Annotated in this window: 15 protein-coding genes and 1 pseudogene; 7 read left to right on the forward strand and 9 right to left on the reverse strand. The window is 58.2% G+C overall.

All coding sequences use genetic code 11. The features are described from left to right. The first annotated feature begins 84 nt into the window (after positions 1 to 84). The 4 genes from E3T41_RS16000 (at position 85) to E3T41_RS16015 (ending at position 3,373) form a co-directional block, all read left to right on the forward strand. Positions 85 to 1,320 (forward strand): MFS transporter, encoded by a 1,236-nt coding sequence (locus E3T41_RS16000; protein WP_134479344.1) that lies wholly within the window; start codon positions 85 to 87, stop codon positions 1,318 to 1,320. A 342-nt stretch (positions 1,321 to 1,662) separates the two neighbouring features. Further along, positions 1,663 to 1,890, forward strand: coding sequence for a hypothetical protein (locus E3T41_RS16005; RefSeq protein WP_092448775.1), 228 nt, complete (start codon positions 1,663 to 1,665; stop codon positions 1,888 to 1,890). A 139-nt stretch (positions 1,891 to 2,029) separates the two neighbouring features. Further along, positions 2,030 to 2,563, forward strand: a complete 534-nt coding sequence (locus tag E3T41_RS16010; protein ID WP_134479345.1) for a hypothetical protein — start codon at positions 2,030 to 2,032, stop codon at positions 2,561 to 2,563. 3 nt (positions 2,564 to 2,566) lie between these two features. Beyond that, complete coding sequence (locus E3T41_RS16015; protein WP_092448774.1) at positions 2,567 to 3,373, forward strand: hypothetical protein; 807 nt, start codon at positions 2,567 to 2,569, stop codon at positions 3,371 to 3,373. A 1,070-nt stretch (positions 3,374 to 4,443) separates the two neighbouring features. On the opposite strand, the gene E3T41_RS16020 is transcribed toward E3T41_RS16015, so the two are convergent. Then, the gene (locus E3T41_RS16020) at positions 4,444 to 4,710 is read right to left on the reverse strand and encodes a type II toxin-antitoxin system RelE/ParE family toxin (RefSeq protein ID WP_092448773.1); all 267 of its coding nucleotides are present in this window, start codon (positions 4,708 to 4,710) and stop codon (positions 4,444 to 4,446) included. Continuing rightward, complete coding sequence (locus E3T41_RS16025; RefSeq protein ID WP_092448772.1) at positions 4,707 to 4,925, reverse strand: TraY domain-containing protein; 219 nt, start codon at positions 4,923 to 4,925, stop codon at positions 4,707 to 4,709. Before E3T41_RS16025 ends, E3T41_RS16020 begins: the two co-directional genes overlap by 4 nt. A 250-nt stretch (positions 4,926 to 5,175) precedes the next feature. Between E3T41_RS16025 and E3T41_RS16030 the strand changes: the two genes are divergently transcribed. Beyond that, positions 5,176 to 5,511, forward strand: a complete 336-nt coding sequence (locus E3T41_RS16030) for an N-acetyltransferase (RefSeq protein ID WP_241991208.1) — start codon at positions 5,176 to 5,178, stop codon at positions 5,509 to 5,511. Between the two features lie 191 nt (positions 5,512 to 5,702). Here the strand turns inward: E3T41_RS16030 and E3T41_RS16035 are convergent, their stop codons facing one another. The 6 genes from E3T41_RS16035 to E3T41_RS16060 form a co-directional block, all read right to left on the reverse strand. Further along, complete coding sequence (locus E3T41_RS16035) at positions 5,703 to 6,008, reverse strand: hypothetical protein (RefSeq protein ID WP_134479347.1); 306 nt, start codon at positions 6,006 to 6,008, stop codon at positions 5,703 to 5,705. Positions 6,009 to 6,261: 253 nt separating this feature from the next. After that, positions 6,262 to 6,708 carry a GNAT family N-acetyltransferase gene (locus tag E3T41_RS16040; protein WP_092448765.1) on the reverse strand — a complete coding sequence of 149 codons (447 nt, stop codon included), beginning with the start codon at positions 6,706 to 6,708 and terminating at the stop codon, positions 6,262 to 6,264. A gap of 171 nt (positions 6,709 to 6,879) precedes the next feature. Continuing rightward, entirely contained in the window at positions 6,880 to 7,620 is a 741-nt protein-coding gene (locus tag E3T41_RS16045; protein ID WP_134479348.1) for an alpha/beta fold hydrolase, read from the reverse strand. 34 nt (positions 7,621 to 7,654) lie between these two features. Continuing rightward, entirely contained in the window at positions 7,655 to 8,110 is a 456-nt protein-coding gene (locus E3T41_RS16050; protein ID WP_134479349.1) for a hypothetical protein, read from the reverse strand. A gap of 517 nt (positions 8,111 to 8,627) precedes the next feature. After that, on the reverse strand, positions 8,628 to 9,155 hold the full coding sequence (locus E3T41_RS16055) for a hypothetical protein (RefSeq protein WP_134479350.1): 528 nt from the start codon (positions 9,153 to 9,155) through the stop codon (positions 8,628 to 8,630). A gap of 243 nt (positions 9,156 to 9,398) precedes the next feature. Beyond that, positions 9,399 to 10,490 carry a hypothetical protein gene (locus tag E3T41_RS16060; protein WP_134479351.1) on the reverse strand — a complete coding sequence of 364 codons (1,092 nt, stop codon included), beginning with the start codon at positions 10,488 to 10,490 and terminating at the stop codon, positions 9,399 to 9,401. Between the two features lie 399 nt (positions 10,491 to 10,889). Here E3T41_RS16060 and E3T41_RS19125 point away from each other — a divergent pair. Further along, positions 10,890 to 11,408, forward strand: a pseudogene (locus E3T41_RS19125) (hypothetical protein); the annotation flags it as partial. A 53-nt stretch (positions 11,409 to 11,461) separates the two neighbouring features. Here E3T41_RS19125 and E3T41_RS16070 read toward each other — a convergent pair. Further along, on the reverse strand, positions 11,462 to 12,421 hold the full coding sequence (locus tag E3T41_RS16070) for a hypothetical protein (protein ID WP_134479353.1): 960 nt from the start codon (positions 12,419 to 12,421) through the stop codon (positions 11,462 to 11,464). Positions 12,422 to 12,997: 576 nt separating this feature from the next. Here E3T41_RS16070 and E3T41_RS16075 point away from each other — a divergent pair. Beyond that, positions 12,998 to 13,264 (forward strand): hypothetical protein, encoded by a 267-nt coding sequence (locus E3T41_RS16075; protein WP_134479354.1) that lies wholly within the window; start codon positions 12,998 to 13,000, stop codon positions 13,262 to 13,264. The last annotated feature ends 34 nt before the right edge of the window (positions 13,265 to 13,298 follow it).

Consider the following 13,298-nt stretch of genomic DNA (forward strand, 5'->3'; position numbering starts at 1 on the left):
GCGCTCACGAGAGAGCCCTCACGGGGAACCTTGTACGGGACGTCTCTTGGCGGCTTGATGGCTCGGGGCGGCTAGGGTTTGTTCGTGTCGTTAGGTAGAGGGTTCAGGCAGCTTTGGGCGGGCAATGCGGCCGGTAACCTGAGCGACGGCTTGATTTTTGTGGCGATACCGCTGCTGGCAACATCATTGACGACGGATGCCATTCTCATCGCCGGCCTTGCCGCCATATACTCGGCGATGCGGTTGCTTGTGGTGGTTCCGGTCGGGGTCTACGTCGATCGCTACGACCGTCGAACGATCCTGTGGATCACGAATCTCAGCCGAGCGTCGCTGTTGATCATGATGGCGGTCTTGTTCGCAATCGGTTTCGGATCCGTTCCGCTCCTGTATGTCGTCCTTGCGGGCGTCGGAATCCTGGAGACCGCCGCGGACAACGCAGCCCTGTCGATCCTGCCGTCGGTCGTTCCAGCGAACAAACTAGACCAGGCGAACAGCCGCATCTCGGCAGCTCAACTCCTCGCCGATGAATTCGCTGGGCCACCACTGGGCGGCCTCCTGTTCGCCCTCGGGGTGGCGGTTCCGGTCCTGGCCGCTGGCGGCCTCTATGCAGCGGCCGGGTTCTTCTTCCTCGCGCTCCCGCGTCGGGGCGTCGTCAACGCCCTTCCCTCGCCTCGCCGATCCGTGTTTCGTGAAGCCGCGGACGGTGCCAGGTGGCTTCGGGGCCACCGTTTATTGCGCGGCCTGGCTGTAGTTGGCGGGCTCGCGAGTGTCGCATACATGATGCCGTTTTCCGTTCTGGTGTTATTTGCTCAGCAGACTCTAGGACTTGGCTCCGCCGGGTACGGCCTGATTCTGGCGGTGTCAGCACTCGGCGGTCTTGTCGGTTCGATCATCACTGCTCCACTGCGTTCACGTGCGGGATACGGATGGACGATCGTGGGCAGTCTCTGCCTCGGCGCCGCATCCATGTTCGCGCTCGCGTTCGTCCGGATTCCATGGGTAGCCGCGGCTCTCCTAACCGTGTACATCCTGCACTCCGTCGTGTGGGGTATCTGCGTGAGCTCGCTTCGGCAGCGCGTTGTCCCCGAGCACCTCCGAGGGCGGGTCAACGCATCGTCAAAGGTCCTCGGTCTTATCGGTCTCACTGTGGGAGCAGCCCTCGGCGGGGTCCTCGCTTCGTCGCTGTCCTTGTCCGTGCCGTTCCTGGCGAGCGGCACCCTTTTCATCTGCTGTGGCGTAATCGTTTGGTGGCTGTTTCGATCTGAACTGCAAGCAAGTTCTGACTCTGACACGGCGCTAATAACCGCGCGCAACGATTAGCGCTACCCGACTGTGACCCTGTCAAACAGCAACCTTGAACGGCATGCGAGAGAGTTCCTGCCGTCGGGAGGTAATCGCACTCAGCGCGGATGGCGGGTTGATGCTCCGCGACCCCAGAACACTGCGATGCAAGGCCTTCCTTTAACGAACTGAGATGTCTGTCATGCTCTTTTTTCATTGTTGACGAAAGACAATTTTGAGAATAAATATCAGGCTGTTGAACCTTCACAGCTTTCGTTTCTGTGGACCGGCCCGCTAGATTATGAGCGACCGCAAGTTATTCTGGATTCATAGTGAGAGCGCGTCTGTAAATATTCTCCGAGACCGAAAGACGGAACGCACATGGCCATCAGCCTCACGGATCTAGAACTCTCGACCCTCGACAGCCTCGTCACCCCTGTCGACCCCCAGGACGACTGGATCGTCACGGACGGGGGTTCGGCTATACGGTGCGACACCGAGGGTATGAGCGACGAGCTTGCAGAAGTACCTGTAGAGCACCGACCGGCACAGACGTTGGAGGTTCTTCGAGCCTTCCAGGCGCGCGCGAGGGCCGCCCGATCGAAGTGAACCGGACTCTGCTTCCTGTTCTCAAATCACCAACAGCTGCCTGCTACCAAAATCGGTAAACGATTCCGCTACGAGTTCGCTCGTCAAGTGGCTTGCGTTACAAGTTGTTCGCCGACCGATTCGATCTGGGGAAGTCCACATGATGAGTGATATTGCAAGCTCCGTCTTCGGCGTTACTGGAATGGTTGTTTTCTCTGTCTGGTTCTTACTGACGATCGCATTTCAGAAAAATAATCGGCTCAGCCGGCTAACGACACGGTTTGACCGGTTCACACTCGTACCAAAATGGTCGTTTTTCACGCCAGATCCCGGTGCGAGCAACTATCACTTTGTCTATCGCAGTCGCGACAAGGAAACGAGCTTCAGCCCATGGTTGGAGTTGAATTTATCCCCGAGAGGAATTCTCTATCCACTTTGGAACCCTCGAAAACGCTACCGAGAGGGCATGATTGAATTGTTCCAGCTGCTGGCGCTTTCCAGTATCAACTGCTCTACAGACAGGCTTCAGTTCACCGCGCCATACATAATCTTGCTTGACGTCGCGCGCAAACGCCTCGGAGGTTCATTGTCGTCGCAGGCCTTATACCAATTCGCTTTGATTGAAACACGCGGTCCAAGCGGAGCATCTGTGCCACTCGTTCGTTTCTATTCGCTGACTCACCCGGTGTCATAAGCCATGTTGACAATCGAGAGCGCCGCACGAATTACCGCCGTCATCGTGGGCATAGGCATTCTTCAAGGTTCTCTGCAATTACTCTTCAGCTTGAAAGAATTCGGATTGAGCGGGCTGTTTGACTGGAATAGTAAACAGATCCTCGCTAGGTCACACGGTGGGTCACGTGGATGGATGGTCGGGCACAGCGGCTCAGTGTGGCTACGTGTCGTTGTGATTGCTCGAATCGTCTGTTCCATAGCCCTCATCACTCCGTTTCAAAGCAACCTGCTCTACGCCGCTTACGTGACGATCATTTTGCTGTCAAGCCTTTTCCTGGCCTATCAAATTCGCTATGGCAAAGATGGCTCCAATCAAATATCGGTCATCATCCTTGCGGGCTTGGCATTCACCTTCCTGATTCCAACGTCGAGTCCTTTTCAAGCCGTGGGTTTGTATTTCATCGCGGCGCAGGCTTTGTTGGCATATTTCGCTGCGGGGATATCGAAGATATCCAACGCACAATGGCGTCAAGGATCAGCGATGCAGAGCATTCTCAACACGGCTACATATGGACATTCCACGGCCGCAGCCGTAATTCGTAGGCGACCCTGGCTTGGAGGCTTCGTCGGATGGTCAGTTATCGGCGTGGAAATCATTTTTCCCGTAGCCCTTGTGGCTCCGCCTGGCGTACTGGTCGCGTTTCTTTTCGCCGGGGCCATGCTCCATCTCGGAACCGCCGTACTAATTGGCCTTGACATTTTCTTTTGGGCGTTCACCGCGACATTCCCGGCGATCATCTTCGTGCACGGGGTTCTCCTCGGAGGATAGAAAAGCATTGCAGTATTAAGACCTGCCAACGCTTTTTCGGGGAAAAGATTCTGTTGGGCGAACTCCTTACCCCCGTCTTGGTCTTCGATCAAGGCAGTCGTGGAAAAGTTGATGCGCGACGCAAATCGTGGTTCCTGTGGTCTCGGTTCCGAGGTCAGCCGGCCGGCTCACAAGGGGACGGCCGGCGCGACAGATCTTGGTCCAAACTGACCGATGGCCGAGCGAGCCGATGCCGTGTCACTTGGGAACCTCATCCGGGGACAAATCGACGACACACCTGTGCTGCACCGGCGGCGAGTCGCGGCCGCTGGGCATCGGTCTCAGCCTTGTGTCGAGTTGGTGACCGGCGTGCTGGAGATCGTTAGTCCCCATATAACATCTCCCGTTGCGGACACGGAGACGGTTGCTTGTCCGTGCGCCTGGTTGAAGTGATTGGCATAGGCCATCGTGTCGTCTGAGGTGCACTGAAATGTGGACGACGTAACGTCGCCGATGTCGACCGTCACCGTTCCGCTCCCCGCGCAGTTGAGGGCGACCCATAGGCCTTCGCCGTGAGAATCGATAGGACCGCCACGTGCCGTGTTGGGTAGGCTCACCCACGTTCCGAGTGTCGTGCCCGTTGCGGCGGGCGGCTTGATTGACTGGGGAACGGGCGTAGACGATGTCGAAGAGTCCACCGAAGAACTTGTTGCTGACGGTGACCTAGGCCCAGGTTCCGGTGGCCCCGTGCAGGCACTCAACACCGGAGCCAGGAGCACGAACACTCCCACGGCCAAAGCAAGTCTTCGTCTATTCATCCGTTCCCCTAAACGTCGGTCCTGCAGTTTTTCTAAATCTAACAGAGCCGAACGCCGCTGCCGACACCTCAGCCGGGCCGATGAAATCTCGCTAGTGAACGGCACGTCCACGCCTCGAGCGACAATCAGGATGTTGCGAATCATGCCCACGCGCGAGAAGGTCAACGCCGCCGGGGGCCGGACCCGGTGCGCGAAAGGGGAACCCTCTGCGGGACACGTCTCGTTTCGCTGGCAATATCGAACTTGGCGCGTCGAGCGGCGCCGCTGCTGTGTTTAGAGCCTGTTGTAGACCTCGCGACGATGTGCAACCTCGACAATGAGGATGAGGATTTGATCGTCGTCAATATTTGTGAGGATTCGGTAGTCGCCGACCCTGTAACGCCAGAATTCTTCGTTAACGAGCTTTTTACCGAGCTGGCGCGGATTGTCTAGTACGGAAAGCCTCTGCTCAAGAAAATCACGAATCCGTTTCGCGGCGGCCGAGTCGAGTTTCCTGACCTGCTTCGCTGCCTTCGGGGTGAATCTGATCGTGTAGCTCACACAGGCCAGACCACATCGGCGAGGTCAATGGCGTCGTCGTTGGACTGAGTGAATTCCTCGAGCGCATCCTTGGCCAAGAGATAGTCTTCGTTCTCGTCCAGATACTGGGTCAATGCTTCGGTCGCATAAAACGTTTTCGACCGCCCAGTGCGCTCCGACAGATATTGCAGGCGATGATCCGTTTCATCGTCAACGCGGAGATTGATTTGCGGCATATGGCATCCCTCCTCAGAGTGCTATACAAATATAGCATCAGATGGGGTCGCATAAACCGAATCTGCTGCGACCAGGAATCGTTGGCCGGCGACACTTGTCTGGAAGAATTGACGGATGACAGTGACCCTTCAGCGAATCCTCACCAGCGAGTTCCCAGCGTGGTTGGACCGCAGCTGCACCGAATACGTAAGTGATTTGGTTACCCAGGGTGGATCGCATGAGGAAGCTCAACGCAGAGCCGTCGAGAGCATGGCTCGTTTGTTCCCGGATGGTGCTCCGAGCCCTGGCAATGAGGTCTTTCACGTCATGAACGAGGCGGGTGCGGCAGTGGGATACCTGTGGATCGGACAGGACGTCAGCGCCGATCCAGGGGCGTGGTGGGTCTGGGACGTTGTCATCAACGTTGACCAGCGTGGTCAGGGTTTCGGGAGAGCGGCAATGCTCCTCGGCGAGGAATACGCACACTCACACGGAGCGCAGTCTCTCGGCCTGAGCGTCTTCGGATTCAACACCGGCGCCCGGGGGCTTTACAACTCGCTTGGGTACGAAACAACTTCGGTGAAGATGCTCAAGAAGCTCACCTGAGCGTTCCGAAAGAGATAGCGAGCCGCATGACTCCAACTCCCACCTTCGTACTGGTCACCCTCGGCGTGATGGCGATGTCCGTTGCTATTGCCGGATGGCGTCGCTGCAGGGCAACGGCCCGAGATAGGCGCCCGTAAACGGAACCCTCTGCGGGACCTGCTACGTCCCGGTGATTGACTCGCTGGTTGTCGTCAGTCGCTCGTCCACATGGAGTCGATAAGGCCGGCATGCGACGATTTAGTGGGATCGGAATCGAATTTGGCTCCTGGATATTCCAAGACAATCCAGTCGGATTGATGGCCGTTATCGCCAAGTGTTTCCGCGAATTTCTCCGCGTCGTTCGGCGACGCAAAACGGTAAATCGAAATTTCTTCTGACCGTACCGCCGCTATGCAGGCGTCGTTTGTGGCACAGGCGTCGGCGGTAATGTCGCGTGGATCCGTCATGGGAAGGTCAGCCTGCGCCGTGAAAACAGCCACCACATCATCGACCCCCATAGTCGACCGAGGCTCCAGCACCGCCTGACACCCGCTCATGGTCAAGGCAATCGGAACAACGGTTAAGACTCGAGCTGCCCTGGCTATCCTCATGACTGCATGGTCCCACACACCGCTCGGCCGTAGGCACATCCGCCCCGTGCATGGTCCAAGACCGGCCTTGATCCAGTTCCACAGGGGAACCCCCTACGGGACGGTTCCGCGAATGTGCAGTCTCAGGGCTTTGTTTTCCGTGCACCCGGAAGGGAATCTCTCATCGAGAATCGATGGGCTGGTATCGAAACAAAACGGAATCACGGCGCACGAATCCGGAGGCCTCGTAAAGCCGGATTGCGGATTCTCTGGATGGGCGCGACGTCAGGTCCAGGCTCCGCACTCCCAACGCCTGCGCTCTGGCAATCATCGCGGTCAATAATTCACGAGCGATCCCTCGGCCACGGGTGAGTTCGTCCACCACAACGTCATCGATGTGACCCCGGACCCCAGTCGGAATGGGAAACGTTACGAGGGTGGCCATTCCGACAACCCGGCCAGCGAGCCGCGCCAGGAAGAGATCGACTGACTCGTTCTCCAGCATCCGATTGAGAATCTCCCTGTCGAACATAGCTGTCTGTGACAGCTGCGGAAGCAATCGGCGAATCTCTTCGGCGACAGCGTCGTCGGCGTGGGTGGCGATCGAAATGGTCAACTCATCTTCCATAGGGAGAGGCTACCTGTGCCGAGCCAGACCGCCGCAGCCGGGTGCCACAGCGGAACCCCCTACGGGACAGGGACGCGAACCCGTCTCATAGCGATGCTGTTCTGCGGCCCTACGATTAGTGGTCCGCGACGAAGAAGCGGTCGGGAGCACGATTCTGTGCATCGGATGCAGCTATTGCAGTGCAAGCCACGCGGCAACGCGAGAGTTGAACCAGTCTGGGCATTCAAGTGGTATTCCATGGCCACGGCCAGGGACGATTTCCATGTCGCTGCTAGGCAGGGCCGCGTGAATGATCTCGGCGGAGTCACGCATCAAGGCGCGCTCCCGACTGCCGACCATTACGAGTGTTTGACCGCGAAACTCTGACCACGTTGCCGGTAACTCGAATCGCATGTTGTCACCGACTGCGGCGAGCAACGTGGTTTTGGTGATGTGGGCACTCGTGTCGATGTACTCGTCCATCAACTCTGCCGGCACCAACAGCTCCCGGGCCTGAAGTCGGGCGAACCTGCGATTTCGCGCCAAGGGTGCAGCGGCCCCGAGTGCGCGAAGGGTGAGTCCGGGAAAGGGCATCGCTTTGGCTTGGGCGCTGACTACCATCACGCGATCGACGAGTTCGGGGTACTTCGATGCGAGTTCGATGGCGAGCTGTGCGCCCAAGGAGAATCCGATGACTGCCGTGGGATTCGAACCGCCACGCACCAGTATCTGGCTGAGAGCGTTTACGGTCTCGGTGTGTGATTGATACGGCTTATCGGCACTGTGACCGTGGCCCGGAAGATCGGGAACGACTACTTTGTGTGTCGCTTCGAGGGTTCGTCGAAGCGAGGTCCACATCCAGCCTGCTACTCCGCCGCCGTGTAGCAGAAGCACCGGAGGGCCGTCTGAGTGGCCGAATTCACTTACATGCACGGTGTACCTGCTCGCACGAAGGCCGTTGAAGCAATCAACCCAAAACCTCGGGAGGATCGTTCACGTCCCGTGGTCTGGTGCGCTCCTGAGCGTATTCTGCTCGGTGCTGCAAACGATCGAGCCTCAGGCCGGGCACAGTCCGGAAGATGCCGGTAAGCATGCGAAAGATTGCTCCGCTGTGAGTGATGGTGTGGGTTACCTCGGTCTTGTGATCAGCAACTGAAACGAGTTTCCAGGACCCTGTTTCATGCGCCTGCAGTCCGTCTAGGCGCCAGACAACGCAATCCGTAGACACCTGTTCGTAAGTGATCGTGGGTGAACCAGGCAGTTTGGCTCGAATCGGGTACGGCTTGCCAATCCGCGTAACCGGATCGCCGGCTGTGACAGAAAGAATCGCAGGATTCCATTCCGGCAGGCGGCGAATATCGGCGAGAATGTTCGCAATCGTCGCCCTCGATGCATTGATGACGCGACTTCCGATATATTCCATGATTCGCCCCGTGCTCTTGCCCGTAGAAAATCCTCAAGAACGGATGCTCCTGCCCCCGTCACAGCCTAGGGGCACGTCAGACGGGGCCAGGCTTACCCTCATCAAGCAGACATCGAACGCGCCCGGAGAGCTGCGCCTAACCGAACCACTGCACGCAGTGTCCGCACATCAATTGGGCTCTCTGGTCACTCGATCGACACTTCCCGCTCTAATGTCGAATGCGCAACCTTCACGGACGTCTCTTTGAGTCCTGGTTGGCTGAGTTCGCTCCAGGGCGAGCGGTCGTGTCGTTCAATGTCAGGCGAATCGCGCCGACTATGGCAATTACGACGCAGCGACGAACAGGATCGTGTTTGTCCAGCCTGGGCCCCCAGGTACGAAGCCCTAGCCATCCGCACGCTCCCGATCGCAGGTGCGTCCGAGAGGCCACCACGAGACTCTCGTCTTCCCAACTGGCTCAGCCCGCATCCACGCGCCAAGTGACGGACGTCAGCTTCGGCTGCGCGGCGCTTCGTCGTCACAACGCGGTGTCTTCATCGCGTTCGACCTGCTCCGCCTTCTTGCGCTTGTACCGCTTCACGCCCTGGTAGATCAAGACGCCTCCGACGATGACGGCCACACCCGCTACGACGACGATGACCGTCTTCTGACCGGCGGTCAGACTGCCCTTCGAGCCCCCATCGCTGACGTGGGACACCTTTTCAGCCATGAACGCGACAAACGCATCCTCCGCTTCGGCACGGCCGGCCAACCTCTTCGCTGCCCGCGCAGCCTTCAAAGCATCGGTCATATCGGCGATCTTCTCGGGAGTGGCGCCAAGCTCCGCAATGACGCTCTCATCCCAGTTGTTCCACTCGAAGGTGCCGAACGAATTGTTCTTGAGGGCGCTACGCTCCACGCCGAATATCTTGCCCGATTCCGTGATGCCGTAACAACCAGGGACGCCGTAAGTGAGCCCCTTCTCCAACAGCAGGAGATTGACCACTTCAGCGGACGCGTGAATCTTCCAACCGATCTCGGTCGCCGTCAGTCCCAGCTTCCCCATGCCTTGCGCCTTCCCCAGCTCATGTCATTCAAAAGCTAATCATAGGGTCATGGCACTTTTACGTGGCATCTGACTGCAGCCTGGACCGGCCGCAACCCGGCCTTTCACGGGCACCGAACCGCGGCCAGCCCCTCTGGTCGCCGAAGAGCAGTTGGAGTCACGCGTGGGATCGCCTTGTGGTCGAGCAATGTCGAAGTGGATGGGCGATTCGGGCGCCGCCTGCGCGCCCTCAGGTAACGGCAGCTAGTCAACGACAGTGGCCGTTGTAACGTTCTCAAAGTCGATCGTCATCTCCTGGAAAAATCCCGGAAAGAAGACTCCTGAGGGTCGCGGTTCGAAGGATTGGTCAGGCGACGTCGTCACCGAGCCGCGGTATCCAAGGGCCGCTGCACCTGAGTTTTCTAGAAGCTGGGCGGGTGTTGGACCAGTTCGGGGCGCAGGGTAAGGCGCCAGTCCTCCCTCCGGCGTGCTGCCGTGGTTCGCTGCCGCCACATGGAACAGTGATGCGTAGACCCACGAGATCATCCACCCTTCTGCAAGGACCGCCGGCGGGTCGATGCGCAGGGAAACCAATTCGAGCCCTTGCTTGTGGGGAGGGTAGGGCCGAGCCAGATATGTGATCATCGGCCGATCGAAGATCACGATGGACTTGTCTGGGCCAAAGCTGCTCAAGGGAATGGTGCCGTCTTCGATGGGCCCGTCGCCCCTCAATAGTTCGATGCGAACGTCGTCTCTCGTTCGGACGGCCAGACCGTGTTTCACTTTGTTGTGGGCAGCGTTGACCGTCAAGTTGTTGTCCGTGAGGAGCTGGATTGACCGAAGCACCCATGCCCAGGCAATGCCAAAGGCTTGGACTTCCTCTGAACTGTGCGCTTTGCTCGCCGGAAAGAAGGCTCGAGCAAAGGCACTCGTGTCGCCATTCAGTGCTTCGGCCAACTCCTGCGCCACCGTATGCAGGCTGTTTGGTCCGTCGGCGATTGCAGCCCAGACGCAAACAGCGTCCCCGGGTCGAGTCTTGGATACAACCACAGCATGTAGCATCCGAACCAGCGCTTCCGCGGCGTGGTGGCGTACCGAAACGGAATCGAGTGCCACCTGGAGATCTCTGTCACTTTCTCCGTGATCCAAGATGGACGCCAGCTCTGCGTCGCCCAGCGCCTCGAGAAACCCAGTGGCGTTGACGTTAGTGACCGTGCTTTGGTCGCTGAGTGCATTTAAAAGTGCCGCGATTCGCGCAGAAAAGTAAGCCAGCGGCCGCGCCTGAAAGAACTCGTCATCAAGGATTTTCGCCTGCTTGACCGTGAGGGCTGGCCCGTCCGGGCTGATATGTAGCATGAACCCGATTATCGCGCCGGGGAGCGCTAATACCCCCTATTGCCAGGTTCCGCGGTTAGACGCTGCACGAACGCCGCATTCCCAATGCGGGACGACGACAGGGTTCACGATGTCGCAGTTTCAGGAATTTGCGGGTGAAGGACAGTGATCGAGTTGCCGGAGGATCATCGAAGCGGGTGGGAGACTCGATACATGGAGAATCCGTGGGGGGAGAACGATTCCGTGTTTCGAAGTGGCACAGCAGAGGATGCGGCGGCTTTCGTTTCGCTTCGGGTCGCGGCGTGCGTCGCTCGCAATGCTGAGTCGGTCGATGGAGTAGCCGAGCGAGCTCGACTCAAGTTCGACAATTCAGAATGTTGGATCGTGACCTAGGATGCAGTCGCTGGGCTCGTCGGGTTTGTACTCGCAACTAAACCGGGTTTGGGTCTCGCCAGTGATCCACCCGACTCGCCTGTCATCGGTCTGCTCGCTGTCGCTCCTGGCGTTCAGGGGCGCGGGCTCGGCGGCGCTCTGCTAACTGGGGCAACAGCCGCGCTTGCTGGGCATGGCCATGAGCGGTCTCTCCTTCAAGTTATTGCCGATCGCTGGGAGAGCCATACCCGCATTCTCTGTTGGGACGTCCGTCGCAGACGTATGTACTGGACCTCGATCTTCCAGGTGTCCGGTAGAGGGACGACGAACGGGACAGATCTGGGGCCAAACCATCCGGCGGCCGAGTGCGCCGGCGCTGTGTCGCAGGGGAACGTTGAGTGGGACAGCCACACCAAACGCCTAGTCGTGCCACCGGCTCCTGCCTCCCGTATTGCTATGTGTCACATGAGATCCCTCAACGCGACAGCGCAAAGCACTCCGTACCGCGGAAATTTGGATATCAGATTCAGTCTTATCAGCTCCGCATTGGCTTTCCTGGCGCAATGAGCCTGCGCTAAGCAGATTTTGCCGCTTGGCTTGTTGCGTTCGCGGCCTCGGCTTCAGTCACCGTGGTGCCTAGGCGGCCCCGATATGAGTCTGAACGCTTGGCGGCGCTCGTGAACGACGGGCTCAATTATTTTCAAGTCGCAGAGGCGGTCCAATGCCAACCCGGTAGCGTCTTCAGTCGCTGCCGCTAGGTCTATCGTGGACAAAAGATCAACAAAAGACCTCCGAGTCCTGCCCCTGTAAGCGACATCGCGTAGAGCATATAGATACAGGCTTCGATTGACGATGATTCCAGCACCGTCGTCAATAGCCCGATGTGATCTTCCGGGTGCGCCATCCATCTCAATGATTCTCTGGCTGTGGCTGCCGAAATAGTCTGAGGATTCCTCTTCGAGACGGTTCAAAGCTTCTTCTTGGACGTCCGGATTATAAAGCGCCCGCAGGATACCGCTGGCTTTCCTCTGGGCCATGGTGGATGCGAGGTACCCGTATGCGATGACGATGACTGCTGCCCAAAAGAGTGGATAAAACATTGTCGATGGGAGTTCCACGTCGCCAACGTTGAAGTAGGTTCGAAGTCCGTACGTCGAAAGTATTAGCGCACCGGCCCCAGCGAACGGTAGTGAGCGTGCTTTAGTAAAATCGGCCGATGCTTGGGTGGCTGTGGCTCTGACGTTTGTTCTCATAGTCAAGGTTGGATCTGGACGTGACGGCGTGACCATCGGCTCCTTGGCAATGTTTTTTTGAAAAGCCTCCATCATCTGGCTCACGAGCGAGACGGGTACTAGATCCGTAGATGAGGACGCCCCTGCTTGGCTAGTCCCAAGAAGTTCACCGCGAGCCTCAATGAGAGCAACTTGTCGCCTGTGTTGCTTAGAGCTAGGTTGGGGCACTTGTAGGTTTCTGAGCTCGACATTGATAGCGCTCAGGAGACTTTCTTTAGTTGGCTCAACTCCAGTACCGAGATCGAGTCCCAGTCGCGCAGTAAGGTCAGCTATTCCAAGGAGGGGCATCCTCAAAATTTACACTTCGTTGGTCCCGAGCCGACATCGGGGTATGTCGATGGAAACTTCGAGGTACTTCTCGGTTCAGAACGGGGGCCCGTAAGCGGAACCCCCTACGGGAGGCCAGAGGGCGTGCTCGTCCAGGATTCGTCAATCGGATTCGTCTTCCAGAGCCTGGACGATCAAAAGATCGCGCCTTCGTGCTCTCGACACACAATAAAAGCCGCAGCTGCGATGGCGGAACCGAGGCACCGTACGCGTCAGCCGCGCGACCTCCTGGGCCACGTGAGTAAGACCGCGACGATTGAGAAAACGAGGAGCAGGAGCGCAAGGCCGACATGAACTGGGCCGACCGCCAGAGTAGAGACCGCGTCGCCCGACTGGTGCTGATCATCAGGTTGACGGGCGCACAACCGTGCGGTTAATGCTGAGCGTTTTGCTCGTGGGTGTTCCCCAAACGGGGGCAAAGTCTCTTCAATTGACGCGTTGACACACCGCGAACGGGCTGTCATTGTGACGGTGCAGCCCAGGCAACGCCGTGTTTCGGTACCAAAATAGGGCCAGCTTCTGTGGCGATTGGAGAACATGGTGACCTTCACAAGCCAGATCGTCATCGTTACGTTGCGCGGACACAACATAATCAAGAGGTCCACGAAAGTCACGTTGGACACAAATCAGTTCGGCCAGCTACCCACTGTGCTCGTCAACCCGCGTAGCGATGCTGGCCGCACCCTGTCAGGCCTGTGGTTGGGTGATCCCCAGGATTTCGGTGCCGACGGAACGACGTATCGGTGGTTGACCGTGGCACACGCCGGCCTCGGCCTTACCTGGGCCGACTCTGATATTGAGTGAACGGGCAATCTGCACACCCCGATCGCCCACGGTA

Source organism: Cryobacterium sp. Hh38, from assembly GCF_004403235.1.
GTDB lineage: Bacteria > Actinomycetota > Actinomycetes > Actinomycetales > Microbacteriaceae > Cryobacterium > Cryobacterium levicorallinum.

Coding starts and splice junctions, on each gene's coding strand:
- E3T41_RS16010 (WP_134479345.1), top strand. CDS start 2,030: ATGATGAGTGATATTGCAAGCTCCGTCTTCGGCGTTACTGGAATGGTT.
- E3T41_RS16075 (WP_134479354.1), top strand. CDS start 12,998: ATGGTGACCTTCACAAGCCAGATCGTCATCGTTACGTTGCGCGGACAC.
- E3T41_RS16030 (WP_241991208.1), top strand. CDS start 5,176: ATGGCTCGTTTGTTCCCGGATGGTGCTCCGAGCCCTGGCAATGAGGTC.
- E3T41_RS16055 (WP_134479350.1), bottom strand. CDS start 9,155: ATGGGGAAGCTGGGACTGACGGCGACCGAGATCGGTTGGAAGATTCAC.
- E3T41_RS16060 (WP_134479351.1), bottom strand. CDS start 10,490: ATGCTACATATCAGCCCGGACGGGCCAGCCCTCACGGTCAAGCAGGCG.
- E3T41_RS16040 (WP_092448765.1), bottom strand. CDS start 6,708: ATGGAAGATGAGTTGACCATTTCGATCGCCACCCACGCCGACGACGCT.
- E3T41_RS16025 (WP_092448772.1), bottom strand. CDS start 4,925: ATGCCGCAAATCAATCTCCGCGTTGACGATGAAACGGATCATCGCCTG.
- E3T41_RS16005 (WP_092448775.1), top strand. CDS start 1,663: ATGGCCATCAGCCTCACGGATCTAGAACTCTCGACCCTCGACAGCCTC.
- E3T41_RS16035 (WP_134479347.1), bottom strand. CDS start 6,008: ATGGGGGTCGATGATGTGGTGGCTGTTTTCACGGCGCAGGCTGACCTT.
- E3T41_RS16015 (WP_092448774.1), top strand. CDS start 2,567: ATGTTGACAATCGAGAGCGCCGCACGAATTACCGCCGTCATCGTGGGC.
- E3T41_RS16050 (WP_134479349.1), bottom strand. CDS start 8,110: ATGGAATATATCGGAAGTCGCGTCATCAATGCATCGAGGGCGACGATT.
- E3T41_RS16070 (WP_134479353.1), bottom strand. CDS start 12,421: ATGCCCCTCCTTGGAATAGCTGACCTTACTGCGCGACTGGGACTCGAT.